Source organism: Pseudomonas syringae, assembly GCF_002157375.1.
GTDB lineage: Bacteria > Pseudomonadota > Gammaproteobacteria > Pseudomonadales > Pseudomonadaceae > Aquipseudomonas > Aquipseudomonas syringae_T.
The window spans coordinates 379,249-404,477 of record NZ_MTSA01000002.1 but is presented as its reverse complement, the minus strand read 5'-3'; the positions used below and the strand labels follow the sequence as shown (position 1 = coordinate 404,477).

The following is a 25,229-nucleotide window of genomic DNA, read 5'->3' as shown; positions in this document are numbered from 1 at the left end:
AATGCTGCTTTCTCTGGAACCGCGCGGCCAAGCATCGCGCGCCATGTTGTGGTGTTCCCCGTTGCTCGCTGCCGTCCTGACCCTGGTTTGCGGCTCGCTGCTGTTCATCGGCCTCGGCCTTGACCCGTGGGTGACACTGCATACCTTGCTGATCGCACCGGTCAGCGACCTGTATGGCCTGTCGGAATTAATGGTCAAGACGTTACCGATCCTGCTGTGCGCGCTGGGGCTGGCGGTCGCCTATCAGGCGCGCATCTGGAACATTGGGGCGGAGGGTCAATTGCTGCTGGGCGCGCTGGCCGGCAGCGCCGTGGCGGTGAACATCATCGAGATGGAAAGCCGTTGGGCGCTGGTGATGGTCCTGCTGGCCGGCACGCTCGCAGGTGCGGCCTGGGCCGGCGTGACAGCCTGGCTGCGCACCCACTTCAATGCCAATGAAATCCTCACCAGCATCATGCTCAATTACATTGCGCTGAACCTGCTGCTGTACTTCGTACACGGGCCGCTCAAGGACCCGGCGGGCATGAATTTTCCGGAATCAGCGACGTTCGGCGACGCCAGCCGTCTGCCACTGTTGATGGAAGATGGCCGCGCGCACATCGGCGTGTACTTCGCCTTGCTGGCGCTGGTCGCGGTGTGGGTTCTGTTGCAACGCAGCTTCATCGGTTTCCAGATCAAGGTGCTCGGCCTGGACAAGCGCGCCGCCGGGTTCGTCGGCTTTCGCGAGAAACGTCTGGTGTGGCTCGCGTTGTTGATCAGCGGCGCACTGGCCGGGCTGGCGGGCGTGTCGGAAGTGACCGGGCCTATCGGCCAACTGGTGCCGCAGGTGTCGCCCGGATACGGATACGCGGCGATAACCGTGGCCTTTCTCGGCCGCCTCAACCCGATCGGCATTCTGTTCTCAAGCCTGTTGATCGCCCTGCTTTATCTGGGTGGCGAAAGCGCGCAAATGACCCTGAACCTGCCCTTGGCCATCACCCAGTTGTTTCAAGGAATGATGCTGTTCTTCCTGTTGGCCTGCGATGTGCTGATTCTCTACCGCCCGCGCCTCAAGCAGCGCTGGGCCAAGCGCCAGATGACCCCCGTCACAGGAGCCGCATGATGGATATCGACCTGCTAAGCAATATTTTTTACGCGATGGTCCGCTGCGGCACGCCCTTGCTACTGGTCGCGCTGGGCGAGCTGATCTGCGAGAAAAGCGGCGTCATCAACCTGGGTCAGGAAGGCATGATGCTGTTTGGCGCGGTGACCGGGTTTATTGTCGCGCTGAGCACCGGCAACCTCTGGCTGGGTGTTTTGCTGGCGATGCTGGCGGGCATGCTGCTGTCGGCATTGTTCGCCGTGGTGGCTCTGGTGTTCAACGCCAATCAGGTGGCGACCGGTCTGGCGCTGACCATTTTTGGTGTCGGCCTCTCAAGCTTCGTCGGTGCCGCCTGGGTCGGCAAGCCGCTCAGTGGTTTCGAGCCGGTTGCCATTCCCTTCCTCAGCGATATCCCGCTGATCGGCCGCATGCTGTTTGCTCAGGACCTGCTGGTCTACCTGTCGTTCGCGCTGTTCGCGCTGGTGGCATGGGCGCTGCTGAAAAGCCGCGTCGGGCTGATCATCCAGGCCGTCGGCGAAAACCCCGACGCTGCCAGCGCAATGGGCCTGCCGGTGTTGCGGGTGCGTACGCTGGCGGTGCTGTTCGGCGGCGCGATGGCTGGCCTGGCCGGTGCTTACCTGTCGTTGGCGTACACGCCGATGTGGGCAGAAAACATGAGCGCCGGACGCGGCTGGATTGCCCTTGCCCTGGTGGTGTTCGCCAGCTGGCGTGTCTGGCGCCTGCTACTCGGCGCCTACCTGTTCGGCCTCGCCAGCATCCTGCACCTGGTGGCGCAGGGCATCGGCCTGGCCATCCCTTCCAACCTGCTGGCGATGCTGCCTTACGTGGCGACCATCATCGTCCTCGTCCTGCTCTCCCGCGACGCCCTGCGCACCCGTCTTTACGCGCCCGTTTCGCTGGGGCAGCCGTGGCGGGCGGGGCATTGAGGGGCTTCAAGTTTGACTATCGTGCGACGCCCCGCGTCCGATCTTGAATGCGCGGCGCGGTGCATATCTGTGACGCAGAGCGTCACGCCATGCAGTTCGACGCTGGAGCGTGCGGAACGATAATCTCAACTATCGTGCCAATGCTCAGTGTCAGGCATCTCCCTTGAACGTTTCTGGCTCACAGAGATTCCAACACTGTATAGGCAGGAGTACGCTGCGAGGTCGAAACTTTCGAGAGGCGTGCCGGCCCTGCCATGGAATATGTCTCTCAATCTGCCAAGGAATCATTCATGACCACTACTCAAAAGACCGCTCTTATCATCGGTGCCTCGCGTGGCCTGGGGCTCGGGCTGGTTGAGCGGTTGACCGAGCAGGGCTGGAAAGTCACTGCCACTGTTCGTGATCCGCAAAACGCCGAGAACCTGAGGAACGTTAAGGACGTTCGCATTGAAGCCGTAGACCTCGATGAAATTGCTTCGCTGGAAGTGTTGGTCCAGAAGCTGCGCGGCGAGGTGTTCGATGTGCTGTTCGTCAATGCCGGGATCACTGGCGCAGAACACCAGAGTGCCGCGAAATCGACCGCTGCCGAGCTTGGGCAATTGTTCCTCACCAATGCGGTTGCACCGATTCGGCTGGCCGAACGTTTCATCGATCAGATCCGTCCTGAAACAGGCGTGCTGGCGTTCATGAGTTCATGGCTGGGCAGCGTCACGTGCCCGGATGGCGCGAACCTGGCGCTGTACAAGGCCAGCAAGGCGGCGCTCAATTCGATGACCAACACATTCGTCACCGAACTGGGTGAAAAGCGACCGACTGTGTTGTCGATGCACCCGGGTTGGGTCAAGACCGACATGGGCGGCGAAAACGCCGCTATCGACGTGCGGACCAGCACGACCGGCCTTGTGGAGCAGCTCAATGCGTACGCGGGCAAGGGCGGGCATCACTTCGTCGATTACCAGGGCAAGACGATTCCCTGGTAACGAACGGATGTTGATCAGGCATCACGCTCCCCGATAGACTCGCAACCCTTGCCGGGCGGCTGCATGCCCGGCAACCCTGGATCAGCAGACAGGGCATCACTGAGCTGGCTAACCCTGAACCCCTTTCAGAGGAGCCGGCCCATGCCCGCGATCCGTATCTGGTTGAAAAACCCCCTTGCTGTGTTCACCGCCAATGACCTGGACGCCCGTGGCGGTCTGGTGATCGAGGGCGGCGTCATTACTGAAGTGCTGGCCCTCGGGCAACGGCCATCGACGCCCTGCGCACAGACGTTCGATGCCCGTGAGCATGTGCTGTTGCCGGGGTTGATCAACACCCATCATCACTTTTATCAAACCCTCACGCGCGCGTGGGCGCCGGTGGTCAACCAGCCATTGTTTCCGTGGCTCAAGACCCTGTACCCGGTGTGGGCGCGACTGACGCCGGAGAAGCTCGCGGTCGCCAGCAAGGTGGCGCTGGCAGAGCTGTTGCTGTCGGGCTGTACGACAGCGGCCGATCATCACTACCTGTTCCCGGACGGCCTGGAACACGCCATTGATGTGCAAGTGCAAAGCGTACGAGAACTCGGCATGCGCGCGATGCTGACCCGTGGTTCCATGAGCCTGGGCGAAGCGGACGGTGGCTTGCCGCCCCAGCAGACGGTGCAGCAGGGCGAAGTGATTCTGGCCGACAGCCAGCGCTTGATCGCGACGTATCACGAGCGTGGCGACGGCGCGCAGATCCAGATCGCCCTGGCGCCGTGCTCGCCGTTTTCAGTTACGCCACAGATCATGGCCGAGAGCGCCGCGATGGCGGAAAAACTTGATGTACGCCTGCACACGCATCTGGCTGAAACCCTCGATGAAGAGGACTTCTGCTTGCAACGCTTCGGCCTGCGCACCGTGGATTATCTGGACAGCGTCGGCTGGCTCGGCCCACGCACCTGGTTGGCCCACGGCATCCATTTCAACCCCGATGAAATCGCCCGCCTTGGCGCTGCGGGCACCGGGGTCTGTCACTGCCCAAGCTCGAACATGCGCCTGGCTTCCGGCATTTGCCCGACGCTGGACCTGATCGCTGCCGGCGCGCCGCTCGGTCTCGGCGTGGACGGCTCGGCGTCCAACGATGCCTCGAACATGATCCTCGAAACCCGTCAGGCGCTTTACCTGCAACGCTTGCGTTATGGCGCCGGGCTCATCACCCCGCAGCTTGTGCTCGGCTGGGCGACCAAGGGGTCGGCGCAACTGTTGGGTCGGGCTGACATTGGAGAGCTGGCGGTGGGTAAACAGGCTGACTTGGCACTGTTCAAACTCGATGAGCTGCGCTTTTCCGGCAGCCACGATCCGTTGTCGGCACTGTTGCTGTGTGGCGCAGACCGTGCAGATCGGGTGATGATTGCAGGGCAATGGCGGGTGATCGACGGGAAGGTTGAAGGGCTGGACATCAAGCAACTGATTGCCGACCACAGCCAGGCCGCGCGGGCGTTGATTCAGGGTTGAGTATTGGCGCCCCGTTCAGGATGCGCGTCCCTTTGCGACGCAGAGCGTCGGGAACTGCGTCCCCACGCTGGAGCGTGGGGACAAGAGCCTCAGTGGGCTAAACCGTCGACTATCGTGCGACGCTCCGCGTCGCCATGCCGTTCAGGACGCTCCGCGTCCTCCTCGACGCGGAGCGTCGGGCAATGCATTCCCACGCGGGAGCGTGCGCAACGATAATCCTGACGATCCCGAAGAGACACGCCAAGCCCTAAAGCCCCAGACACGACAGCATGATAAACGTCGCAAACAGCACGAAGTGGGTCATGCCTTCGATGGCGTTGGTTTCGCCGTCATTGAGGTTGATCGCAGACACCAACAGGGTGATGAAAATCATCACGGTCTGTACCGGAGTCATGGCCATCTGGAAGGGCTGACCGCTGTAGAGCGCCATCGCTTCCATCACCGGCACAGTCAGAATCACCGTGGACAAGGATGCCCCCAAGGCGATGTTGACCACCGACTGCATGCGGTTGGCCAAGGCTGCACGCAAGGCGGTCAGGATTTCCGGCGCAGCGGAAATGGCAGCCACCAGAATGGCGGTCATGACCGGGGGCGCGCCGGTGCCTTCCAGGCCAAGGTCGACGGTCTTGGACATGACTTCGGCCAATGCACCGATGACCACGACGCCCGTCACCAATGTCGCGATGGAGCGCGTCAGGTTGACGGGTTCATGCTCTTCAGCCTGACCCTGGCGCTTTTTCTTCTCCGGGTAGCTGTAGCTGAAGAAGTAGCTGTGCGGCCCGACCTGCATGCGCAGAAACAGCGTGTAAAGCAGCACCATCGCGCCAATGGTGAACGCCGAGTAGATCTTCCAGTCGCCCTCGGGAATGAACTCGGGCACGACCATCGAGACGCCCATCGCCGTAAGGATCATCACGCTGTACGTGCGTGCCGAATCGTCGTTGTACGACTGCTCGCCGTGCTTGATACCGCCCATCAGGGCAGCCAGACCAAGGATGCCGTTGATGTCGAGCATGACGGCGGAGTAAATCGTGTCGCGCACCAGGGTCGGCGACGGCTCGTTACTCATCATGATTGCCAGAATCACCACTTCGACCAGCACCGCCGACAGCGTGAGGATCATCGTGCCGTAGGGGTCACCGACTTTTTCAGCGAGCATCTCGGCGTGGTGCGCCACCCGCATCGAGGCGCAGACGATGAAGCCGACCAGCGCCAGCCCGGCAACCAGTGCGACGACCTGGCCGTTGCCCAGCAGCACGTGCTCCAGCGGATACGCGACAAACATCGCGATGATCGCCAGCAACAGAAACTTTTCTTGCTTGAGCAATGCGCCCATTTTTTATTCCCCAAACCTTGCGACATCGCCGCGGATGTACATGAAGGTGTCCAGCAGTGAAGCGTCTGAGAGTAGCTTGTGTGACAAAAGGTTTCATAAAATAGCCCGAATGAGAACCGCACCCACACGTAAATGACTTTTGATCCCGTCGTCACGATGTGAAATAGTGCCCGCCGTTTTCTTCGTGGCCTTTGTGGCGCGTCTGTTTTTCACGATTCTGCTTCTGTTTAGAAAGGACATTCGCCATGCGTGCTTTTCGACTTCCGCATCTAGTGGCTTGCGGCCTGCTGAGCCTGATGGCGAGCGCCGTTCAGGCAGCGCCCATCGACATCGATGACGGCCAGCACAAGGTCCATCTGCCGGACACCCCCAAGCGCGTGGTGGTGCTGGAGTTTTCGTTTCTCGACGGGCTGGCGTCGGTCGGCGTGACGCCGGTTGGTGTCGCCGATGACGGCGATGCCAATCGCGTGCTGCCAAACGTGCGCCACGCGGTGGGCGAATGGCAGTCGGTGGGCCTGCGCTCGCAACCCAATATCGAAGTGATTGCGCGGCTCAAGCCGGACCTGATCATCGCTGACTTGGGCCGGCATCAGGCGCTGTACAACGATCTGGCCAGCCTGGCACCGACATTGATGCTGCCGTCGCGCGGTGAGGATTATCAGGGCAGCCTGAAATCCGCCGAGCTGATCGGCGTGGCGTTGGGCAAGGGTCCGCAGATGCAGGCGCGTATCGCGGAAAACAAACAGCACCTGAAGGCTGTCGCCGAGCAGATTCCGGCCAACACCAAGGTGCTGTTCGGCGTTGCCCGCGAAGACAGCTTCTCGGTCCACGGCCCGCACTCCTATGCCGGCAGCGTGCTGCAAGCCATCGGTCTGCAGGTCCCGGAAGTACGCAAAAACGCCGCGCCCACCGAGTTTGTCAGCCTGGAGCAACTGCTGGCACTGGACCCCGCCTGGTTGCTGGTCGGCCATTATCGTCGTCCAAGCATCGTCGACAGCTGGAGCAAGCAGCCGCTGTGGCAAGTGCTGGGCGCAGTGCGCAATAAGCAGGTGGCCGAAGTGGATGGCGACAGCTGGGCACGCAATCGCGGGATCATGGCGTCCGAGCAAATCGCCGACGATGCGCTTGCCGTGCTTAAGGGCGGCAAGGCCGTGTTGAACCCGTAAATGCGTCGCTGGCTGATGGCAGGCGTGATCACCGCGACCTGCCTGGCACTGTTCTGGGTGTCGCTGTTCGCCCTGTCGTCGTTCAGCATCCGGCAGGTAGATGCCTGGAACGGCCTGTTCACCCAAGGGCGCGAAGGCGGCAACATTGCGTACATCGTCGCGCAACTGCGAGTGCCGCGCGCGTTATGTGCCGCGCTGGTCGGCGCGTGCCTCGGGGTTGCCGGGGCCTTGATGCAAGGCATTACCCGCAACCGTCTGGCCTCGCCCTCACTGTTCGGCGTTACCGCAGGTGCGGCATTGGGGCTGGCGCTGTTCTCCACCGGGCTGGTCGCCCTGCCCTTTCCCGGTGGCGCGCTGCTGATGACCTGCCTCGGCGGTGCGCTGGCGTGGATCACGGTGTTCAGCCTCGGCGGCGCATGGTCGCCTGCCACGGCTCAAGGGCGACTGGTGCTGGCGGGCGTCGCCGTTGCGGCACTCTGCGCAGCATTGACCCGACTCACCGTCATTCTTGTCGAAGCCCAGGCGCAGAGCGTCCTTAACTGGCTGGCCGGTTCGCTGGCCAATGTCGGTGCCGGGCAACTGCAACTGCTCTGGCCTTGCACGCTGATCGGGCTGGTGCTGGCCGTCGCCTGTGCGCCGCGCCTGAACCTGATCAACCTCGGCGAAGACGCTGCCCGTTCGCTGGGCGTGCGGATCGGCGCCCTGCGGCTGTTGGTGTTTGTGGTCAGCCTGCTGCTGGTCGGTGCCAGCGTGTGTGCGGTCGGGCCGATCGGCTTTGTCGGCCTGATCGCCCCCAATATCGCCCGCCAATGGCTGGGCAATGACTACCGCTGGCTGATCCCGATCAGTGCCGGGCTGGGTGCGGCCATCGTGCTAGCTTCAGACCTCATCAGCCGCGCCGTGGCGTTCCCGGTGGAGACACCGGCAGGCGTGGTCACGGCATTGATCGGCGCACCGTTCTTTCTGTTTCTGGCGAGGCGCGCGCTATGAGCCGGCCCCGTTCACGACTGCTGTTGCTGATCATGCTACTCGCGCTGGCCCTGCTGCTGAGCCTCAGCGCCGGCACGGCCTGGCTGACACCGGGTGCGGTACTCGATCACCTGATCGCCCACGACAGCAAAGACTTCGAGGTCTGGAATCATCGCCTGCCACGCGGCCTGATCGCGATCATGACCGGCTGCGCCTTCGGCCTGGCAGGCGCCATCGTGCAGGGTGTGATTCGCAACCCGCTGGCCTCGCCGGAAATCCTCGGCGTGACCCAGGGCGCAGGGCTGGCACTGACCATTGCAATCATCGGTCTGCCGCAACTCCCCGTGGCCACGCTGCCGTTCGTGGCCTGCCTGGGCGGGGCGGCGGGCGCACTGCTGCTGGCGCTGTACAACACGGGCGTGCAGTTTTCCGGCGTGCGCTTCGCCCTGTCCGGGGTGGCGATTGCCGTCACGCTGTCGAGCATCACTGAATTCCTGATCCTGGCCAATCCGCTGGACATCAACACTGCCCTGCTGGCGCTGACCGGCAGCTTGTGGAGCCGCAACTGGCATCACGTGTGGCTGGCCACGCCGCTTCTGCTGCTGATCCCGCTCAGCCTGTTGCTGGCCAAACCACTGAACCTGATCGGCCTCGGCGATGAGGCGGCACAAAGCCTGGGCACCGGCCTCAAACGCACTCGCTGGCTGGCAATGAGCAGCGCCGTGCTGCTGACCAGCCTGGGCGTGGGCATTATCGGCCCGGTGAGTTTTGTCGGTCTGGTGGCGCCGCACATGGCCCGTCGCCTGGTCGGCGGTCATCATCAATACCTGCTGCCCGCATCGATGGTGCTGGGCGCGTTGTTGCTGGTGCTGGCCGATACGCTGGGCCGCACGCTGATCGCCCCCAGCGAGATTCCCGCCGGGATTCTTACCGCCGTGATCGGCGCTCCGTACTTTCTCTGGCTGCTGGCCCGATTCAAAGGTTGATCCCATGAGCATTCTGAAGGCGCAGCACCTCGACATCGGCTACGGCGCAACCCGCATCGTTCAGGACCTGTCGTTCAGCCCGCCAGCAGGACAGGTCACGGCGCTGATCGGCCCCAACGGCTGCGGCAAGTCCACACTGCTCAAGGCGTTTGCGCGCATCCTCACGCCGCAATCGGGCAGCCTGAGCCTGGACGGCAAAGCCTACAGTGAGTTGTCCGCTCGGGACCTGGCCTGCAAGGTGGCGTTTCTGCCACAGGTGCTGCCCATTCCGGAAGGTGTCAACGTGCGCCAACTGGTCGCTTACGGACGCAGCCCGCACAACAGTTTGTGGGGGCGTTTGAGCGGAGCCGATCAGCACAGTGTCGACCAGGCCATGCAACGCATGGAGCTGGAAACGCTGGCCGAGCGTCCGCTGTCCGATCTCTCTGGCGGGCAGCGTCAGCGCGCCTGGCTGGCGATGATCCTTGCGCAGGACGCGGCCATCGTGCTGCTCGATGAGCCGACCACCTACCTGGACATCAGCCATCAGGTCGAGTTGCTGGACCTGATGCGCGAGCTCAGCGCCGAAGGTAAAACGGTGATTACCGTGCTGCACGATATCAATCAGGCCTGCCGTTACGCCGACCACCTGGCTGTCATGCAGGGCGGACGTCTGGTGACCTGTGGCGCTCCCGGCGATGTGCTGACCGCCGATCTGGTCTGCCAGGTGTTCGATGTGCAAGTGCAGATCATGCGCGAGCCAGTGGCCGGTACGCCGATGTGCATCGTAGAACGCAGCACCCGCTGCACCAGTTGACGGCGCTGGCGCTTACTTCTGCACCGTAGCGCTGCACTCGCGTTGTACATAAATCTGTTTTTGATTCTGGCCGAAGGCCGTGGAGCGATCGGGGCGGCGATCCGCATTGTTCGCGAAAAGGCTGGCATATCCTCCGAAAATGCATCGTCTGAACTAAAGTCTTCGCGAACAAGTTCGCTCCCACGGCCTTCGGCCAGAATCAAGAGCAGCACTGTGTAGGAGCGGACTTGTCCGCGAAGCCCCTAGTTCAGACGATGCATTTTCGGGGAATACGCCGCCTTTTTCTCGGACAAGCCCCACGCCCTTTGGGCAGAATCAAAGGCGCGCTGGCAGCATAGTTGTCCTGTTGGTCAGTTATTTGCATTGTCGGGGTATGCACTCCAACAAGACCGCAAGGAGCTAGGCCCGATGCACCTGACCCAACCACGTCGTCCTCTGAAAAAACTGCTGTGCGCCATGGCCGCCGTTGTCGGCATCGGCTCCAGCCTGCTCGCCTCGGCAGCCGACCCGCTGAAAGTCGGATTCGTCTACATCGGCCCTATCGGTGACCACGGCTGGACCTATCAGCACGAGCAAGGCCGTCAGGCGATGGTCAAGGCGCTGGGTGACAAAGTCACCAGCAGTTACGTGGAAAACGTGCCGGAAGGTGCCGACGCCGAGCGGGTAATCCGCAACATGGCCAAGGGCGGCTATGACCTGATTTTCAGCACCTCTTTCGGTTACATGAACCCGACCCTGAAAGTCGCCAAACAATTCCCGAAAGTGAAATTCGAGCACGCGACCGGCTACAAGCAGGACAAGAACATGGGCACGTACCTGGCCCGCACCTATGAAGGCCGCTACGTCAGCGGTTACATCGCCGCCAAGATGACCAAGACCAAGAAGATCGGCTACGTCGCCTCGTTCCCGATCCCCGAAGTACTGCGTGACATCGACGCGATCCAGTTGGCGCTGAACAAATACAACCCGGGCACCGAGATCAAAGTGTGGTGGGTCAACTCCTGGTTCGATCCGGGCAAGGAAGCCGACGCCGCCAACGCGCTGATCGATCAGGGCGTGGACGTGGTGTTCCAGCACACCGACAGCCCGGCACCGATCCAGACCGCCGAGCGCCGTGGCGTCTATGCCGTGGGTTACGCATCGGACATGGCGCACTTCGGGCCGAAAGCGGTACTGACCTCTATCGTCAACAACTGGGGGCCGCATTACATTCAGGCCGCCGAAGGCGCCATCGCGGGCACCTGGAAGCCACAGGATTACTGGGGCGGGCTGAAAGAAGGCACGGTCGAATTGCCGATCAGCGACGTGGTGCCGGCTGACGTGAAGGCTGAAGCGCAGAAGATCATCGCCAGTATCGAAAGCGGCGAATTCCACCCGTTCACCGGTCCGATCAAGGACCAGAACGGCACGGTCAAGATTGCCGACGGCGTGGTCGCCACCAATGCCGAGCTGGCGTCGATGAACTACTACGTCGAAGGGATCAAGGCCGAGCTGCCCAAGTAACCGACGGGTTTTGCGTGCCTGCCTCGGCGGGCACGCCCATTCCTACTGAACGCCACAGACTTCTCAGGACCGGTTAATGGACCAGCTTCCCGTCATCGACATCAGCCCGCTTTACGACACCGACACCCAGGCCTGGCAGGCTGTCGCCACGCAGATCGACAGCGCCTGCCGGGAGTGGGGCTTTTTCTATGTCAAAGGTCACCCGCTCACTGCCGAGCGCACCGAGCAGGTGCAAACCGCCGACAAAAATTTCTTCGCCCGGGACGCCGCCGAAAAGCTCAGCATCGACATCACGCAGAGCACGCACCATCGCGGCTACGGCGCCATCGCCACCGAGCAACTGGACCCTAGCCTGCCGAGCGACCTGAAAGAAACCTTCGACATGGGCCTGCACATGGATGCGCAACACCCCGACGTGCTGGCCGGCAAACCGCTGCGTGGCCCCAACCGGCACCCGGACATTCCCGGCTGGGAGCGCCTGATGGAGCAGCATTACCTGGACATGCAGGCGCTGGCGCAAACCCTGTTGCGCGCCATGACCCTGGCGCTGGGCATCGAGCGCGATTTTTTCGATCAGCGCTTCATCGACCCGGTCAGTGTGCTGCGCATGATTCATTACCCGCCGCGCCATACCGCCACCTCGGAAGAGCAACAAGGCGCAGGGGCGCACACCGATTACGGCTGCATCACGTTGCTGTATCAAGATGCGGCGGGCGGCCTGCAGGTTCGCGATGTACGCGGTGAATGGATCGACGCGCCGCCCATCGATGGCACTTTTGTGGTCAACCTGGGGGACATGATGGCGCGCTGGAGCAACGACCGTTACCTGTCCACGCCGCATCGGGTCATCAGCCCGTTGGGCGTAGATCGTTATTCGATGCCGTTCTTCGCCGAACCCCATCCGGACACGCGCATCGAGTGCCTGCCCGGCTGTCAGAGCGAAACTCATCCGGCCCGCTACCCTGTCACAACCTGCGCCGAGTTTCTGCTTTCGCGCTTCGCTGACACCTACGCTTACCGGCGCGAGCAAGAGGCAAGTTGAACGTTCGGTCAGGTTTTACCCTGCGCGGCGGCGTGCATCTGTAGAATGCCCGCCATCTGCACCTGATGAGAAAAGAATATGTACGACTGGTTGAACGCCCTGCCCAAGGCAGAACTGCACTTGCACCTCGAAGGCTCACTGGAACCCGAGCTGCTGTTCGCCCTGGCCGAGCGCAACAAGATTGCCCTGCCGTGGAACGACGTCGAAACGCTGCGCAAGGCTTATGCCTTTAACAATCTGCAGGAGTTCCTCGACCTGTACTACCGCGGCGCTGACGTGCTGCGCACCGAGCAGGACTTCTACGACCTGACCTGGGCGTACCTGCTGCGCTGCAAGGAACAGAACGTCATCCACACCGAACCGTTCTACGATCCGCAAACCCACACCGATCGCGGCATCCCGTTTGAAGTGGTGCTGGCGGGGATTACCGGTGCATTGAAAGACGGCAAATCTAAACTGGGCGTCGACAGCGGCCTGATCCTGAGCTTTCTGCGTCATCTCTCTCAGGAAGAAGCCGAAAAGACTCTCGATCAGGCGCTGCCGTTTCGTGATGCGTTCGTGGCCGTCGGCCTGGACAGCTCCGAGATGGGCCACCCGCCGAGCAAGTTCCAGCGCGTGTTTGACCGTGCCCGCAGCGAAGGCTTCCTGACCGTGGCGCATGCCGGGGAAGAAGGCCCGCCGGAATACATCTGGGAGGCACTGGACCTGCTGAAGATCGAGCGTATCGACCACGGCGTGCGCGCCATCGAAGACGAACGGCTGATGCAGCGCATCATCGACGAACAGATCCCGCTGACGGTCTGCCCGCTGTCCAACACCAAGCTCTGCGTGTTCGACGACATGTCCCAGCACAACATTCTCGACATGCTGGAACGCGGCGTGAAAGTCACCGTGAACTCGGACGACCCGGCCTACTTCGGCGGCTACGTGACCGAAAACTTCCATGCGCTGTATACGCACCTGGGCATGACCGAAGATCAAGCCAGACGTCTGGCGCAAAACAGCCTGGATGCACGACTGATCAAGCCCTGAGGCGCGCCGCACGATAGTTCAGCTCATCGTGCCTCATGCTCAGCGTGGGAGTGCAGTTCGCAAACTGCATACCGACGCAGAGCATCGGCACGAGGGTCAGAAGGCGCTTCAGCTTCGCGCCACAGGACTCACTCAAGCCGCGGCCGCTATCTTGCTGATTTCCCGCTGCCCGCTGGACGACACCTGCAAGGTGCAGGACTCTTCGGTGGGGCGCAGCCAGCCCATCTGAATGAACAACTGCAACAGCCCGGCCCCCAGCGCGCCACCCAGGTGCGGGCTGCGGTCGCTCCATTTCGGGCAGGCACAGACTGTTTCGCGTTTGCGCTGCGCCAGCGCAGGTATGTAAATACCGCGCTCGGCAAACCTGGCCATGCCTTTGCTGGTCACTTCGATGCGCTTCTCCTGCTGCTCTATCCAGCCCGCTTCCAGCAAGCGCTGATACAACTCGGCCGCCATTTCACCGCCCAGGTGGTCGGAGCAGATTCTTGCCCGCCGCAGCGGCAAGGGTGGCATGGGCTGAGCAAAGCGACGACTGATCTGCTCGGCGCTGGCCTGCGAGGCACAGGCCAATGCTTCCACGGCAGCGCCCACTTCCGGCGCGGCCAGGCGGAAAAAACGCTTTCGCCCCCGAGCTTCCTGCTTCAACAGTCCGCCATTGGCCAAACGCGCCAGGTGCGCGCCTGCCGAAGACGTGGAGAGCCCCGCCAGAATCGCCAGCTCATCGGCAGAGCGGGCAGTGCCATCCATCAGCGCCCAGATCATCGCGCTACGCTTGGGGTCCGCCAGCAATGTCGCAATCTGACTGATGCAAGGACCGTATTCCATGTGTTCACTCCCTGTTGAAACATTCATCTGTCTCGGTGACTTAATGACAGCCATCACGTCCTGATAAAGTTGAACGCGTCTTTAACCTGAAATGACAAGTATAAACTCTATGCCCTGCAGCCCCATTGGGTGAAAAACTATTCGTACAAACTGTTGTCGCGCAACGGCCCGTAGAACCGAGTGAAGTTCTCGCGCCACGGCCAATTTAAAGCTTTCTTGTGACAACCCATCAACAGCTCTATTCAGGGCCTTTCAGCTCGAATATAAAAAAGCCACTGAAAAAACAAGCGCTCTGCCCATGACAAAAATGCCAAAAGCGCTCAACAACTGTCGACTTCAACTTTGCCCCGACCGCAGAACTTTGCATTTTTGAAATGCATTTAAATACTCTATTTTCCGAAGTGTCCGTAGGCTGTTTCCCTGTAATACGTAGCCCTTAAAACAAACCAACGGGCGACTGGCCTACAGCATGTTGCTTACAGCGAGACCTGAGCATATCCAGCAGCAGATTGACGGGCTTGCTGAGTTGCGCACGGTGCGCGCACAGCAAGTTCAGCGGGGCGCGCTCCCCGGTCAGGTCCGGCATCAATACGTTGAGGCGTCCGGCCCGTACGTCCGCCGCCACATCCAGCCAGGACTTGTACGCAATGCCCTCGCCTGCCACCGCCCAGCGGCGCACCACGTCAGCATCGTCGCTGAAGCGGTTGCCGCTGACCGTCAGGCTGATCTCGCGTTTGCCGTCATGCAGCGTCCAGCGGTCATGCAAGCGATCACCAAGCATGAACAGCAGGCAATTATGCTGCGCCAGTTGCTCGACCTGATGAGGCTCGCCGTGGCGCTCCAGATACGCCGGAGCGGCACACAGCACCCGCCGGTTGTCAGGCAGCACCGGCAACGCGACCAGGCTGGAATCCTCAGGCTCGCCGTAACGCAGCGCAACGTCGACAGGCTGGCGGAACAGGTCAGCCATGCGATCGCCCAGCAGCAGCCGCACCGTCAGTTGCGGATGCTGTTGCTGGAAGTCATCAAGCCAGGGCAACAGAACGTTGCGACCTAGGTCCGAGGGCGCGGAAAGTTGCAGCACACCTTCGCAGCGATCCTGGCTGCTGGCCAACAACCTTCGCCCCTCTTCAAGGCTGCCAAGCGCAGCGCGGGCATATTCCAGAAACCCCTCGCCTTCGGCGGTCAGCCGGAGGCTACGGGTAGAGCGCGCCAGCAAGCGCGCGCCCAATTGCCGCTCGATGCGCTTGAGCGCGGCACTCGCGACCGCCGCAGACAGGTCCATCACCCGCGCGGCAGCAGAAAGGCTGCCCAGGTCCGCGGCTCGCACGAACAATTGCAGGTCATCAAAACGCAGCATCAAAGCCTCGCATTATCAAAATAATGTTGAAACAGACTGCCGTTTTAGCGGGTTTTATCTTTACTGGAAATAGCCAATGATCCTTCCATCATTTTCCCTGTGGAGGTCCCTGCCATGAAAGCCATTGCCTATTACCAGTCCTTGCCGATCAGCGACACCCAATCCCTGCAAGACATCGAGCTGCCAGAACCGGTCGCGGGCGCGCGCGACCTGCTGGTCGAGGTCAAGGCGATCTCGGTCAACCCGGTGGACACCAAAATCCGTCAGAACGTCCAGCCGGAAGACGGTGCGCCCAAAGTGCTGGGCTGGGACGTGGCTGGTGTGGTGAAAGCCGTCGGCAATCAGGTCACCCTGTTCAAACCCGGCGACAAGGTCTTCTACGCCGGCTCCCTGACCCGGCCAGGCGCCAACAGCGAACTGCACGTGGTGGATGAGCGCATCGTCGGCCACATGCCGAAAACCCTGAGCTTCGCCCATGCGGCGGCTCTGCCCCTGACGGCAATCACGGCCTGGGAGCTGCTGTTCGAGCGCCTGAACATTGCCCAGCAGAAAGGCGAAGGCTCGCAAAGCCTGTTGATCGTCGGCGCAGCGGGTGGCGTCGGTTCGATCCTGACCCAACTGGCACGGCAACTGACGTCGCTGAAAGTCATCGGCACCGCTTCGCGTCCCGAAACCGAAAGCTGGGTTCGCGAGCTGGGCGCGCATGACGTGCTGGACCACAGCAAACCGCTGAGCGAAGAGTTGAAGCGTGTCGGTCTGCACCACGTGACCCATGTGGCCAGCCTGACCCAGACCGAACAGCATCTGGATCAACTGGTCGAGGCGCTGAAGCCGCAAGGCAAACTGGCCCTGATCGATGACCCCAAGACGCTGGACGTCTCGAAGCTCAAGCGCAAGAGCCTTTCGCTGCACTGGGAGTTCATGTACACGCGGTCGATGTTTGAGACCGAGGACATGATCGAACAGCACAACCTGCTCAACCGGGTGGCTGAGTTGATTGACGCCGGTACGCTGAAAACCACGTTCGGTGAGCACTTCGGCCGCATCAACGCAGAAAACCTGCGCCGCGCTCACGCACTGCTGGAAAGCGGCACCGCCAAAGGCAAGGTTGTACTTGAGGGGTTCTGAGTCGCGCAGAACGTTGTGTCAGTCACGCAGCGCGGGACTGACACAACCACAGGGGCGAATCAGGCTGTCTGTGCCTGAGCGTCCCGATTACGTTGCGCGCGGCGGGTAAGTACCGAAAGACTCACCGTCAGTACGCCACAGAGGCTGATCACCAGCGCCATCGGTGTGGCCGTGCCGTCATGCAGCACGCCCACCAGGCTGGCGGCGACGGCAGCAACGCTGAATTGCAGGCACCCCAGCAACGCCGATGCACTGCCGGCGCGCGCCCACTGACCATTCATGGCGCAGGCCGACGCGTTGGGAATGATGCAGCCCAGGCTGGCGACGCAGATGAACAGCGGCACCAGCAATGGCCACAGCGCTTCGGTGCGCAGCCCGGTGATCGCCAGCAGAATCAGGGCCGCGGCCAGGTAGATCCAGACCGTGCGCGACAGCAAAAACGCAGGACCGGTCTTGCGCAGGATGCGTGCGTTGATCTGCGCCACCAGAATGAAGCCCGCCGCATTCATCCCGAACAGCCAGCCGTAATGCTCGGCAGGCACGCCATACAGCTTGATGAAGACAAACGGCGACCCGGCAACGTAGGCGAACATTCCCGCCATGGCGATGCCGCCTGTCAGGGCATGCCCGATGAAAACGCTGTCCTTGAACAGATTGCCGTACTGCCGCAACGCGCCGCTCAATGGCTGACGAGGCGTGCTGGCAGGCATGCTTTCCGGCAGGCCGAGCGCAACCGCCGTCAGGCAGGCAGCGCTGAACAGCGAAAGGCTGACGAAGATCGATTGCCAGCCAAAGGTGCTGACCAGCACGCCGCCAAGCATGGGCGCCAGAATCGGGGCCAGGCCCATGACCAGCATCAGTTGCGAAAACACCTTGGCCGATTCGACGGCGTTGCATTTGTCGCTGACAATCGCACGCGACAGCACCATGCCGGCACAGCCACCCAACGCTTGAACGAACCGCGCAGCGATCAGCCATTCGAGGCTCGGCGCAAACGCGCAGGCCACCGATGACAGCATGAACAGGGTGACGCCGACCAGCATCGGAATGCGCCGGCCAAAGCGGTCAGCCACCGGCCCATAAGCCAGTTGGCCGAGGGACAGCCCCAGAAAATAGGCGGCCAGGGTCAGTTGTACATGCTTCTCATCGGTCCCGAAATACGAGGCCATGGCAGGAAAGCCGGGAAGATAGAAGTCGATGGCCAGAGGGCCGAAGGCGCTCAATGAGCCAAGGATCAGGATCGTACGTAGATTCATCGGGTGTCCATTAACGGCTGCAAAGCAACGGGCAAGTTTAACCGGCTTACCTTGCAGAGAACGTAGGACGGGGTAATTAATTCAAAATTTTTCCAACTTCACGAACCGTAAATCGACCCTGTTTCGCCCATCCGTTCCCGGCTCGGCTCAGGCCAACTGCGCCTGATACCCCTCTTCGCCAATCAACTTGATGATGTGTTCTGGCGACAGGTTGCTCTCTACCCTGACCTCCTTGCGGGCCAGTTCGACCTGAACGTCGGCGGCGGGGTCATCCTGCCTGATCGCCTCGGTCACAGCGCGAACACAGTGCCCGCAAGTCATGCCCTGAACGTTGAATAACTGCATGCTGCTACTCCTTCTGTGATGGATGTCGGGCATCTTCAACCTTGCCATCATGACAAGGTCAAGTTTCTGTTATTTCTGCCGGGCTGGTATTCACGCTGAACGTGGGCCAAGCTGAGTCAATACGTTTACATCAGGAGTATCAGCGATGCGCTGGTCAGCAGTGATTCTCTTCAGCATTCTCGGTTTTCTGGGGATCGCACCCGCCACTCAGGCTGCACAGGATTACGGCATCCTGATCATTTCCCGAGAGCGCCTGGAAGTGGCCACTTCCTGTGAGATCGGTATCTATGTTCAGGATCAGCTGGCCGGGCGACTGTTTCAAGAGGACTCGGTGTCTTTCAATCTGCCGCCGGGTGAAGTCTCTGTGCGACTACGCCGGCTGGGCGGCACCGTCAGAGGGTGCGAGTCGGGGATGGAGGCGCAGAGCAGCATCAAGATCACGCTGCGCGCCGGGGATATTCTCAAGTACCGCATTGCGACCGATCTGAACGGGCTGTACCTCAAGAAAGCCGATCTCAACTATTGATTCACGCTTGACCTTGCCCGTGTGGCAAGGTTGATCCTTGCAGGTATCCAGCCTCAGGGAGTGATAGACATGCAAGACACCACCGCCTTCGACCTGCCGATCAGCGGCATGACCTGCGCCAGCTGCGCGGGCCGGGTCGAGCGTGCCCTGGCCAAAGTGCCGGGGGTCAACAGCGTGACGGTCAATCTGGCCAATGAACGCGCCCATGTGGTCACGGCTTTGCAGACCGACCCGCTCACCCTGATCGCCGCCGTCAGCCGCGCCGGTTATGGCGCAACGCTGGCCCAGGACCGCAAGACCGAAGCCGATAGCAAAATCCGTCACCTGCACCGTGAGCGCTGGGCCTTGCTGCTGGCGGTCGTGCTCGCGCTGCCGTTGATCCTGCCGATGGTGCTGACGCCTCTGGGTGTTCACTGGATGCTGCCCGCCTGGGTGCAATTCGCGCTGGCAACACCGGTGCAGTTCATTCTGGGCGCACGCTTTTATGTGGCGGCCTGGAAAGCCCTGCGTGCCGGCGCGGGCAATATGGACCTGCTGGTCGCCATCGGCACCAGCGCGGGTTATGGCCTGAGTGTCTATCACTGGTTGAGCGCCGCACCCGGTACGACCCCGCATCTGTATTTCGAGGCGTCAGCGGTCGTGATTGCGCTGGTGTTGCTGGGCAAGTATCTGGAGAGCCGCGCCAAGCGCCAGACCGCCAGCGCCATCCGTGCGCTTGAAGCATTGCGCCCGGACCGCGCGCTGCGTGTGATCGATGGCGTGGAGCAGGACGTGGCGATCAGCGAACTCCGGCTGGGCGACACCGTGCTGGTCAAGCCCGGAGAGCGCTTTCCGGTGGACGGCGAAGTGATCGAAGGCCGCAGTCATGCCGATGAAGCGCTGATCACCGGAGAAAGCCTGCCTGTGGTCAAGCAATCGGGTGACAAGGTCACGGGCGGCGCTATCAATGGCGAGGGCCGCCTGTTGATCAGAACGTCAGCGCTGGGCGCAGAAACGGTGTTGGCGCGCATCATCCGGCTGGTCGAAGACGCGCAAGCGGGCAAGGCGCCGATTCAGAAACTGGTGGATAAAGTCAGTCAGGTGTTTGTGCCGGCCGTGCTGGTGATCGCCTTCTTCACCCTGGCAGGCTGGCTGCTGGTTGGCGCCTCCCTTGAAGTGGCGCTGATCAACGCCGTCGCCGTGCTGGTGATCGCCTGCCCTTGTTCTCTGGGCCTGGCGACGCCGACGGCGATCATGGCCGGGACCGGTGTGGCAGCGCGCTACGGCATTCTGATCAAGGATGCCGACGCGCTGGAGCGCGCTCATGACGTGGACGCCGTGGTGTTCGACAAGACCGGCACATTGACCTCGGGTACGCCGCGCATCACTAACATGAGCGCCGTGCTGGGCAATGAAGAACACCTGTTGCAACTGGCGGGCGCCCTGCAACGTGGCAGCGAGCACCCGCTGGCCAAGGCGGTACTGGACGTCTGCCATGAATGGCAACTCAAGCTCGACCCGGTCGACAACAGCCACGCCCTGAGTGGCCGGGGTATCGCCGGCACGGTTCAGGGTCGTGAGCTGGCACTGGGTAATCGACGTCTTCTGAACGAAAGCGGCTTGCCGATGGGCGATCTGGCCGAATCTGCACGTATATGGGAAGCCGACGGGCGCACTTTGTCGTGGCTGATCGAACAGGCACCGGAACCCAAGGTGATCGGCATGTTTGCGTTCGGGGACACGCTCAAGCCCGGAACCGATCAGGCGATCAGGACGCTGAGCGCGCGCGGCATCACCAGCCATTTGCTGACCGGTGACAACCGGGGCAGCGCGCAGACGGTTGCCAAGGCGCTGGGGATCCATGATGTCCACGCTGAAGTGCTGCCTGCCGACAAGGCGGACACCATCACCCGGCTGAAAAGCACGCATGTGGTGGCAATGGTCGGTGACGGCATCAATGATGCCCCGGCGCTGGCGGCGGCTGACGTGGGCATTGCGATGGGCGGCGGCACCGATGTCGCGATGCAGGCGGCGGGTATCACGCTGATGCGCGGCGATCCACGGTTGGTGCCGGCAGCGCTGGAGATCAGCCGCCGGACCTACGCGAAAATCCGCCAGAACCTGTTCTGGGCATTCGTCTACAACCTGATCGGCATTCCACTCGCAGCGCTGGGCTATCTCAACCCGGTGCTGGCGGGCGCGGCAATGGCCCTGTCCAGCGTCTGCGTGGTGGGCAACGCCTTGCTGCTGAAAACATGGAAACCCCGCGAGCTGGAGGACACACCATGAACATCGGCCAAGCAGCGAAGAGCAGTGGCTTGAGCGCGAAGATGATCCGCTATTACGAGTCCATCGGTCTGCTGAAAGCGGCGCATCGCAGCGACAGCGGCTATCGCCTGTACAGCGCTGAAGACCTGCACACACTGGCGTTCATCAAGCGCTCGAGGGATCTGGGGTTTTCGCTGGAGGAAGTGGGCAAGCTGCTAACCCTCTGGCAAGACCGGCAACGCGCCAGCGCCGACGTCAAGGCGCTGGCCCGACAGCACATCAACGACCTGAACCGCAAGATCGACGAACTGGCGAGCTTGCGCGACACGCTTCAGGAGCTGGTTGAGCACTGCCAGGGCAACGACCGCCCCGACTGCCCGATCCTCAAGGACCTGGCGTCAGGCGGGTGTTGTTCATAGGTATTTCCGCCGATCAACAGAGGACGCAGAGCGTCCGGAACGGCATGACGACGCAGAGCGTCGCACGATGCGGGGCTAACACCGCCGCATCAGGGGATGACCTACTCCTGTGGGAGTGAGCTTGCTCACGAAGCGGGTGTTGTTCCTAGGTAGTCCCGCCGCTCAACAGAGGACGCAGAGCGTCCGGAACGGCATGACGACGCAGAGCGTCGCACGATGCGGGGCTAACACCGCCGCATCAGGGGATGACCTACTCCTGTGGGAGTGAGCTTGCTCACGAAGCGGGTGTTGTTCACAGGTATTCCCGCCACTCAACAGAGGACGCAGAGCGTCCGGAACGGCATGACGACGCAGAGCGTCGCACGATGCGGGGCTAACACCGCCGCATCAGGGGGATGACCTACTCCTGTGGGAGTGAGCTTGCTCACGAAGCGGGTGTTGCTCGTAGGTAGTCCCGCCGCTCAACAGAGGACGCAGAGCGTCCGGAACGGCATGACGACGCAGAGCGTCGCACGATGCGGGGCTAACACCGCCGCATCAGGGGGATGACCTACTCCTGTGGAAGTGAGCTTGCTCACGAAGACGCTGGTTCAAACGTACCGGCCTCTTCGCGCAACACTCCTGTGGGAGCGAGCTTGCTCGCGAAATGGCCGGTAAAGGCTCCGAAAAACGCGCGCCTGAACCATCGCCTTCGCGAGCAAAACGCTCGCCCCCACAAGGTCAGTGCTGCATCCACGGCGGTGGCGGTTCTTCGGCGGACTTGCTCGGTGGCTCGTCGTCTGCGGCGCGCGCTGCCTGACGGCGGGCCTCGTCGAGGCGGGCGGCTTCGATTTCGCGCAGCACGCCGCCCACATCGGCTTCGTCCTCCGGCTCATCGAACTCACCGGTCAACACCGTGGCTGGCGACAAGGTGCCCGCTTCGTAGTACGACCACATTTCCTTGGCGTACTTGGTCTTTCTGAGTTCCGGCGCAAAGCGGCCGAAGTACAGCGCCATGTTGCCGACGTCACGCTCCAGCATGCTGAACGCGTGGTTGTTGCCCGCCGCATCGACCGCCTGCGGCAAGTCGATGATCACCGGGCCGGACGGCGCCAGCAGCACGTTGAACTCGGAAAGGTCACCGTGTACCAGACCGGCACACAGCATCAGCACGATCTGCTCGATCAGGAACGCGTGATACTCCCGCGCCTGATCCGGCTCCAGCACCACGTCATTCAGACGCGGGGCGGCATCGCCGTACTCGTCGGCCACCAGCTCCATGAGCAGCACGCCTTCAAGGAAGTCATACGGCTTGGGCACCCGGACCCCGGCACTGGCCAGACGAAACAGTGCAGCCACTTCGGCGTTCTGCCAGGCGTCTTCTGTTTCCTTGCGGCCGAACTTCGAACCCTTGGCCATCGCCCGGGCCTGCCGGCTGTTGCGTACCTTACGACCTTCCTGATACTCGGCCGCCTGACGGAAACTGCGTTTGTTAGCCTCCTTGTAAACCTTGGCACACCGCAGCTCTTTGCCACAGCGCACCACATAAACAGCTGCCTCTTTACCACTCATGAGCGGGCGCAGCACCTCGTCGACCAGACCGTCTTCGATCAGGGGTTCAATGCGTTTAGGAGTTTTCATCAGCTTTTATTGTGGGTCCTTTGTTGCCAGATACGCGATTGTTGCCGTTATACGGCAATCCTCCGCCAGCGAGTAGGGGTAGTACCCTGTGGATTGAAAGGTTTTTTAATCAAAAACCGCGCAATGCCCCGGTTTCAAGCACCTTTCATGCCGTAAGGCCGCTTGAAGATATTCCGGGACAAAACATGTAAGGGCCGAAAAAGAGCGAGGGAATGCATTCATGAGTGCGTACTGCCAAACCGCCTTACTTGAACAGGTCTCCGGGCGTATGGCCAAACAACCCCTTGAACGCGGCGATGAACGCAGACGTCGAGTCATAACCGCAGGCCAACGCGGTATGGGTCACACTGGCGCCCTCTTCCAGTGCAGACAGTGAAGACAACAGGCGTGCGCGCTGGCGCCAGCCGCGAAAGCTCAGGCCGGTTTCACGCTGAAAGAGGCGCATCAGGGTTTTCTCTGATGCCCCGAGACGGGCGGCCCAGTCGTGCAACGTGACCAACCGGCCCGGTTCCTCGATCAATTCATTGCACAACCCCAGCAAGCGCGGGTGACGCGGCAACGGCAGTGAAAACCCGACTTCGGGGAGGCGCGCCAACTGATCCAGCAACACCTGCACAAGGCGCGCCTCGGGGCTGTCCTGCTCGGGATAGTCCACGGGCAACAGGCAAAAGCTCTTGATCAGCTCGCGGGCCAACGGCGTGACTTCCAGCACCCGGCAACGCTGCGGTGCCCAACCGGAATCTGCCGTGCGAATGTACACACTGCGCATTTCCGCGCGCATGGAGGTCACGACCTCGTGCTCAAGCCCGGCAGGCACCCAGACGCCCCACTGCGGCGGTGCAAAAAAACTGCCCTCGGCGGTGTGGACACCCAGAACACCGCTGATCGCATAAGAAAACTGCACCCAGTCGTGCCGATGAGGCGGCGTCCATGAACCGGCACTGAGGCTTTCAGCGCGGGCATACAACGGGCGCGGCAGACCGGACAGCGCCGGTATCTGCCGCTCGCCTTCGGGGTGACGCTGGTCGATCTGTCCGTTAGTAGGCATCTTATGGCCTTATGTCGCAAGACGGCTGTAGGGCAACAGGGTAGCCTGCGCACATCCCTGATTACAAAAGTTGTCCGAGCCTGCCATGCAATCACTCAAACACTTCAAACGCGTCGCCACCGACTGGTTCCTGTGGGGCATGGTCCTGGCAACGGTTCTCGCTTATTTTCTCCCGCGCTTCGGAGCTTCCGGCGGCAACATGCACGCCGAATACGTGATCAACATCGGCGTGTTCGTGGTGTTCTTTCTGCACGGCGTCAACCTTTCCAGCGAGCAGATCAAACGAGGGCTGACCAACTGGCGCCTGCACGTCATGATCCAGGCCTTCACCTTCGTGGTGTTCCCACTGATCTGGCTGGTGTGCGACAAGCTGCTGGGTTCGCATGTACCCGCCTTGTTGATGCTGGGTTTCTTCTATCTGTGCGCCCTGCCCTCGACCATTTCGTCTTCGGTTGCGCTGACCGGCAGTGCAGGCGGCAACGTTCCCGCAGCGATCCTCAACGCCAGCATGTCCAGCGTGATCGGCATTTTCATCACGCCGTGGCTGGTGAGCTTGCTGGTTGGCACTGGCGCGGGCGGCATCGATCTGGGCGACACGCTGCTGAACCTGTGCGCCATGCTCCTGCTGCCACTGGTGTTGGGGCAACTGTTGCGTCCGTGGCTGGGCACATTTTTCGCGCGACACAAGAAGTACACCAACCTGATCGACAAAATGGTGATCCTGTTGCTGGTCTACGCCGCGTTCTGCAATTCGATGATTTCCGGGATGTGGCAAAGCCAGGGCAACAGCGTGATCCTGACCGCGTTCATCGGCACCGCGCTGCTGCTGGCCGTGATTCTGTTGATGACCACGCGCACGGCGCGGGCACTCAAGTTCGATCACGCCGACAAGGTCGCTGCGGTGTTCTGCGCCACCAAGAAGTCTCTGGCAGCCGGTGCGCCGATGGCGGCGTTGATCTTCGGCAGCAACCCGGGGCTGGGTCTGATCTTGCTGCCGATCATGATCTATCACCCGATGCAGTTGATTGTGTGCTCGGTCATTGCCGAGAGTTACGCCAGTCGTCACCGCCAGCAATTGTCACACGCGGCGCTGGAAGAGGCTCGCGCCGCCTGACAGACG

The 25,229-nt window shown here is 61.7% G+C and carries 23 protein-coding genes; 16 read left to right on the top strand and 7 right to left on the bottom strand.

The features are described from left to right. The first annotated feature begins 1 nt into the window (after position 1). From BW686_RS03765 to BW686_RS03745, 4 genes are all read left to right on the top strand, one after another. Entirely contained in the window at positions 2–1,102 is a 1,101-nt protein-coding gene (locus BW686_RS03765) for an ABC transporter permease (RefSeq protein WP_084914281.1), read from the top strand. Continuing rightward, positions 1,102–2,028: an ABC transporter permease gene (locus tag BW686_RS03760; protein ID WP_084914278.1), complete on the top strand. Its 927-nt coding sequence runs from the start codon at positions 1,102–1,104 to the stop codon at positions 2,026–2,028. The genes BW686_RS03765 and BW686_RS03760 overlap by 1 nt, the downstream gene beginning before the upstream one ends. A 290-nt stretch (positions 2,029–2,318) precedes the next feature. Continuing rightward, complete coding sequence (locus tag BW686_RS03750; protein ID WP_179149157.1) at positions 2,319–3,008, top strand: SDR family oxidoreductase; 690 nt, start codon at positions 2,319–2,321, stop codon at positions 3,006–3,008. Between the two features lie 141 nt (positions 3,009–3,149). After that, a complete protein-coding gene (locus BW686_RS03745) occupies positions 3,150–4,505 on the top strand; it encodes an 8-oxoguanine deaminase (RefSeq protein WP_084914274.1) in 1,356 nt (451 codons plus the stop codon). A gap of 247 nt (positions 4,506–4,752) precedes the next feature. On the opposite strand, the gene BW686_RS03740 is transcribed toward BW686_RS03745, so the two are convergent. After that, positions 4,753–5,841 carry a calcium:proton antiporter gene (locus BW686_RS03740; RefSeq protein WP_084914273.1) on the bottom strand — a complete coding sequence of 363 codons (1,089 nt, stop codon included), beginning with the start codon at positions 5,839–5,841 and terminating at the stop codon, positions 4,753–4,755. 245 nt (positions 5,842–6,086) lie between these two features. On the opposite strand from BW686_RS03740, the gene BW686_RS03735 reads away from it, so the two are divergent. The 7 genes from BW686_RS03735 to BW686_RS03705 all read left to right on the top strand — a co-directional run bounded on the left by BW686_RS03735 (position 6,087) and on the right by BW686_RS03705 (position 13,335). After that, on the top strand, positions 6,087–7,007 hold the full coding sequence (locus BW686_RS03735; RefSeq protein WP_084914272.1) for a Fe(3+) dicitrate ABC transporter substrate-binding protein FecB: 921 nt from the start codon (positions 6,087–6,089) through the stop codon (positions 7,005–7,007). Continuing rightward, entirely contained in the window at positions 7,008–7,997 is a 990-nt protein-coding gene (fecC, locus tag BW686_RS03730; protein WP_179149156.1) for an iron-dicitrate ABC transporter permease FecC, read from the top strand. After that, positions 7,994–8,962, top strand: coding sequence for a FecCD family ABC transporter permease (locus tag BW686_RS03725; RefSeq protein WP_084914271.1), 969 nt, complete (start codon positions 7,994–7,996; stop codon positions 8,960–8,962). The genes fecC and BW686_RS03725 overlap by 4 nt, the downstream gene beginning before the upstream one ends. 4 nt (positions 8,963–8,966) lie before the next feature. Then, positions 8,967–9,758 (top strand): Fe(3+) dicitrate ABC transporter ATP-binding protein FecE, encoded by a 792-nt coding sequence (gene fecE, locus BW686_RS03720; protein ID WP_084914270.1) that lies wholly within the window; start codon positions 8,967–8,969, stop codon positions 9,756–9,758. Between the two features lie 408 nt (positions 9,759–10,166). Then, positions 10,167–11,261: a BMP family ABC transporter substrate-binding protein gene (locus tag BW686_RS03715; RefSeq protein ID WP_084914269.1), complete on the top strand. Its 1,095-nt coding sequence runs from the start codon at positions 10,167–10,169 to the stop codon at positions 11,259–11,261. A gap of 76 nt (positions 11,262–11,337) precedes the next feature. After that, positions 11,338–12,303 carry a 2-oxoglutarate and iron-dependent oxygenase domain-containing protein gene (locus tag BW686_RS03710; RefSeq protein WP_084914268.1) on the top strand — a complete coding sequence of 322 codons (966 nt, stop codon included), beginning with the start codon at positions 11,338–11,340 and terminating at the stop codon, positions 12,301–12,303. Positions 12,304–12,381: 78 nt separating this feature from the next. Next, positions 12,382–13,335 (top strand): adenosine deaminase, encoded by a 954-nt coding sequence (locus tag BW686_RS03705; protein WP_084914267.1) that lies wholly within the window; start codon positions 12,382–12,384, stop codon positions 13,333–13,335. 132 nt (positions 13,336–13,467) lie between these two features. On the opposite strand, the gene BW686_RS03700 is transcribed toward BW686_RS03705, so the two are convergent. Then, positions 13,468–14,160, bottom strand: a complete 693-nt coding sequence (locus BW686_RS03700; protein WP_084914266.1) for an ArsR/SmtB family transcription factor — start codon at positions 14,158–14,160, stop codon at positions 13,468–13,470. A 436-nt stretch (positions 14,161–14,596) separates the two neighbouring features. Next, on the bottom strand, positions 14,597–15,520 hold the full coding sequence (locus BW686_RS03695; protein WP_084914265.1) for a LysR family transcriptional regulator: 924 nt from the start codon (positions 15,518–15,520) through the stop codon (positions 14,597–14,599). Between the two features lie 114 nt (positions 15,521–15,634). Between BW686_RS03695 and BW686_RS03690 the strand changes: the two genes are divergently transcribed. Then, positions 15,635–16,648 (top strand): zinc-binding alcohol dehydrogenase family protein, encoded by a 1,014-nt coding sequence (locus BW686_RS03690; RefSeq protein ID WP_084914264.1) that lies wholly within the window; start codon positions 15,635–15,637, stop codon positions 16,646–16,648. Positions 16,649–16,707: 59 nt separating this feature from the next. Here BW686_RS03690 and BW686_RS03685 read toward each other — a convergent pair whose 3' ends face one another. Next, a complete protein-coding gene (locus BW686_RS03685; protein WP_084914263.1) occupies positions 16,708–17,904 on the bottom strand; it encodes a multidrug effflux MFS transporter in 1,197 nt (398 codons plus the stop codon). A 147-nt stretch (positions 17,905–18,051) separates the two neighbouring features. Next, the gene (locus BW686_RS03680; RefSeq protein WP_084914262.1) at positions 18,052–18,249 is read right to left on the bottom strand and encodes a heavy-metal-associated domain-containing protein; all 198 of its coding nucleotides are present in this window, start codon (positions 18,247–18,249) and stop codon (positions 18,052–18,054) included. A gap of 145 nt (positions 18,250–18,394) precedes the next feature. Between BW686_RS03680 and BW686_RS03675 the strand changes: the two genes are divergently transcribed. From BW686_RS03675 to cueR, 3 genes are all read left to right on the top strand, one after another. After that, a complete protein-coding gene (locus BW686_RS03675) occupies positions 18,395–18,775 on the top strand; it encodes a hypothetical protein (RefSeq protein ID WP_084914261.1) in 381 nt (126 codons plus the stop codon). Between the two features lie 69 nt (positions 18,776–18,844). After that, positions 18,845–21,043 carry a heavy metal translocating P-type ATPase gene (locus BW686_RS03670; protein ID WP_084914260.1) on the top strand — a complete coding sequence of 733 codons (2,199 nt, stop codon included), beginning with the start codon at positions 18,845–18,847 and terminating at the stop codon, positions 21,041–21,043. Further along, positions 21,040–21,441 carry a Cu(I)-responsive transcriptional regulator gene (cueR, locus tag BW686_RS03665; protein WP_084914259.1) on the top strand — a complete coding sequence of 134 codons (402 nt, stop codon included), beginning with the start codon at positions 21,040–21,042 and terminating at the stop codon, positions 21,439–21,441. The genes BW686_RS03670 and cueR overlap by 4 nt, the downstream gene beginning before the upstream one ends. Positions 21,442–22,161: 720 nt before the next feature. On the opposite strand, the gene BW686_RS03660 is transcribed toward cueR, so the two are convergent. Further along, positions 22,162–23,061 (bottom strand): PA4780 family RIO1-like protein kinase, encoded by a 900-nt coding sequence (locus BW686_RS03660; RefSeq protein ID WP_084914258.1) that lies wholly within the window; start codon positions 23,059–23,061, stop codon positions 22,162–22,164. A gap of 244 nt (positions 23,062–23,305) precedes the next feature. After that, positions 23,306–24,109 carry an AraC family transcriptional regulator gene (locus tag BW686_RS03655; protein ID WP_084914257.1) on the bottom strand — a complete coding sequence of 268 codons (804 nt, stop codon included), beginning with the start codon at positions 24,107–24,109 and terminating at the stop codon, positions 23,306–23,308. A gap of 85 nt (positions 24,110–24,194) precedes the next feature. On the opposite strand from BW686_RS03655, the gene BW686_RS03650 reads away from it, so the two are divergent. Next, positions 24,195–25,223: a bile acid:sodium symporter family protein gene (locus tag BW686_RS03650; RefSeq protein WP_084914328.1), complete on the top strand. Its 1,029-nt coding sequence runs from the start codon at positions 24,195–24,197 to the stop codon at positions 25,221–25,223. Positions 25,224–25,229: the final 6 nt, after the last annotated feature.

Excerpts from the sequence above, each read along its gene's own strand:
- BW686_RS03675 (WP_084914261.1), top strand. The coding sequence starts at position 18,395 with ATGCGCTGGTCAGCAGTGATTCTCTTCAGCATTCTCGGTTTTCTGGGG.
- BW686_RS03765 (WP_084914281.1), top strand. The coding sequence starts at position 2 with ATGCTGCTTTCTCTGGAACCGCGCGGCCAAGCATCGCGCGCCATGTTG.
- BW686_RS03740 (WP_084914273.1), bottom strand. The coding sequence starts at position 5,841 with ATGGGCGCATTGCTCAAGCAAGAAAAGTTTCTGTTGCTGGCGATCATC.
- BW686_RS03685 (WP_084914263.1), bottom strand. The coding sequence starts at position 17,904 with ATGAATCTACGTACGATCCTGATCCTTGGCTCATTGAGCGCCTTCGGC.
- BW686_RS03710 (WP_084914268.1), top strand. The coding sequence starts at position 11,338 with ATGGACCAGCTTCCCGTCATCGACATCAGCCCGCTTTACGACACCGAC.
- fecC (WP_179149156.1), top strand. The coding sequence starts at position 7,008 with ATGCGTCGCTGGCTGATGGCAGGCGTGATCACCGCGACCTGCCTGGCA.
- cueR (WP_084914259.1), top strand. The coding sequence starts at position 21,040 with ATGAACATCGGCCAAGCAGCGAAGAGCAGTGGCTTGAGCGCGAAGATG.
- BW686_RS03670 (WP_084914260.1), top strand. The coding sequence starts at position 18,845 with ATGCAAGACACCACCGCCTTCGACCTGCCGATCAGCGGCATGACCTGC.
- BW686_RS03760 (WP_084914278.1), top strand. The coding sequence starts at position 1,102 with ATGGATATCGACCTGCTAAGCAATATTTTTTACGCGATGGTCCGCTGC.
- BW686_RS03735 (WP_084914272.1), top strand. The coding sequence starts at position 6,087 with ATGCGTGCTTTTCGACTTCCGCATCTAGTGGCTTGCGGCCTGCTGAGC.
- BW686_RS03715 (WP_084914269.1), top strand. The coding sequence starts at position 10,167 with ATGCACCTGACCCAACCACGTCGTCCTCTGAAAAAACTGCTGTGCGCC.
- BW686_RS03680 (WP_084914262.1), bottom strand. The coding sequence starts at position 18,249 with ATGCAGTTATTCAACGTTCAGGGCATGACTTGCGGGCACTGTGTTCGC.
- BW686_RS03725 (WP_084914271.1), top strand. The coding sequence starts at position 7,994 with ATGAGCCGGCCCCGTTCACGACTGCTGTTGCTGATCATGCTACTCGCG.
- BW686_RS03750 (WP_179149157.1), top strand. The coding sequence starts at position 2,319 with ATGACCACTACTCAAAAGACCGCTCTTATCATCGGTGCCTCGCGTGGC.
- BW686_RS03660 (WP_084914258.1), bottom strand. The coding sequence starts at position 23,061 with ATGAAAACTCCTAAACGCATTGAACCCCTGATCGAAGACGGTCTGGTC.
- BW686_RS03690 (WP_084914264.1), top strand. The coding sequence starts at position 15,635 with ATGAAAGCCATTGCCTATTACCAGTCCTTGCCGATCAGCGACACCCAA.
- BW686_RS03650 (WP_084914328.1), top strand. The coding sequence starts at position 24,195 with ATGCAATCACTCAAACACTTCAAACGCGTCGCCACCGACTGGTTCCTG.
- BW686_RS03745 (WP_084914274.1), top strand. The coding sequence starts at position 3,150 with ATGCCCGCGATCCGTATCTGGTTGAAAAACCCCCTTGCTGTGTTCACC.
- BW686_RS03705 (WP_084914267.1), top strand. The coding sequence starts at position 12,382 with ATGTACGACTGGTTGAACGCCCTGCCCAAGGCAGAACTGCACTTGCAC.
- fecE (WP_084914270.1), top strand. The coding sequence starts at position 8,967 with ATGAGCATTCTGAAGGCGCAGCACCTCGACATCGGCTACGGCGCAACC.
- BW686_RS03655 (WP_084914257.1), bottom strand. The coding sequence starts at position 24,109 with ATGCCTACTAACGGACAGATCGACCAGCGTCACCCCGAAGGCGAGCGG.
- BW686_RS03700 (WP_084914266.1), bottom strand. The coding sequence starts at position 14,160 with ATGGAATACGGTCCTTGCATCAGTCAGATTGCGACATTGCTGGCGGAC.
- BW686_RS03695 (WP_084914265.1), bottom strand. The coding sequence starts at position 15,520 with ATGCTGCGTTTTGATGACCTGCAATTGTTCGTGCGAGCCGCGGACCTG.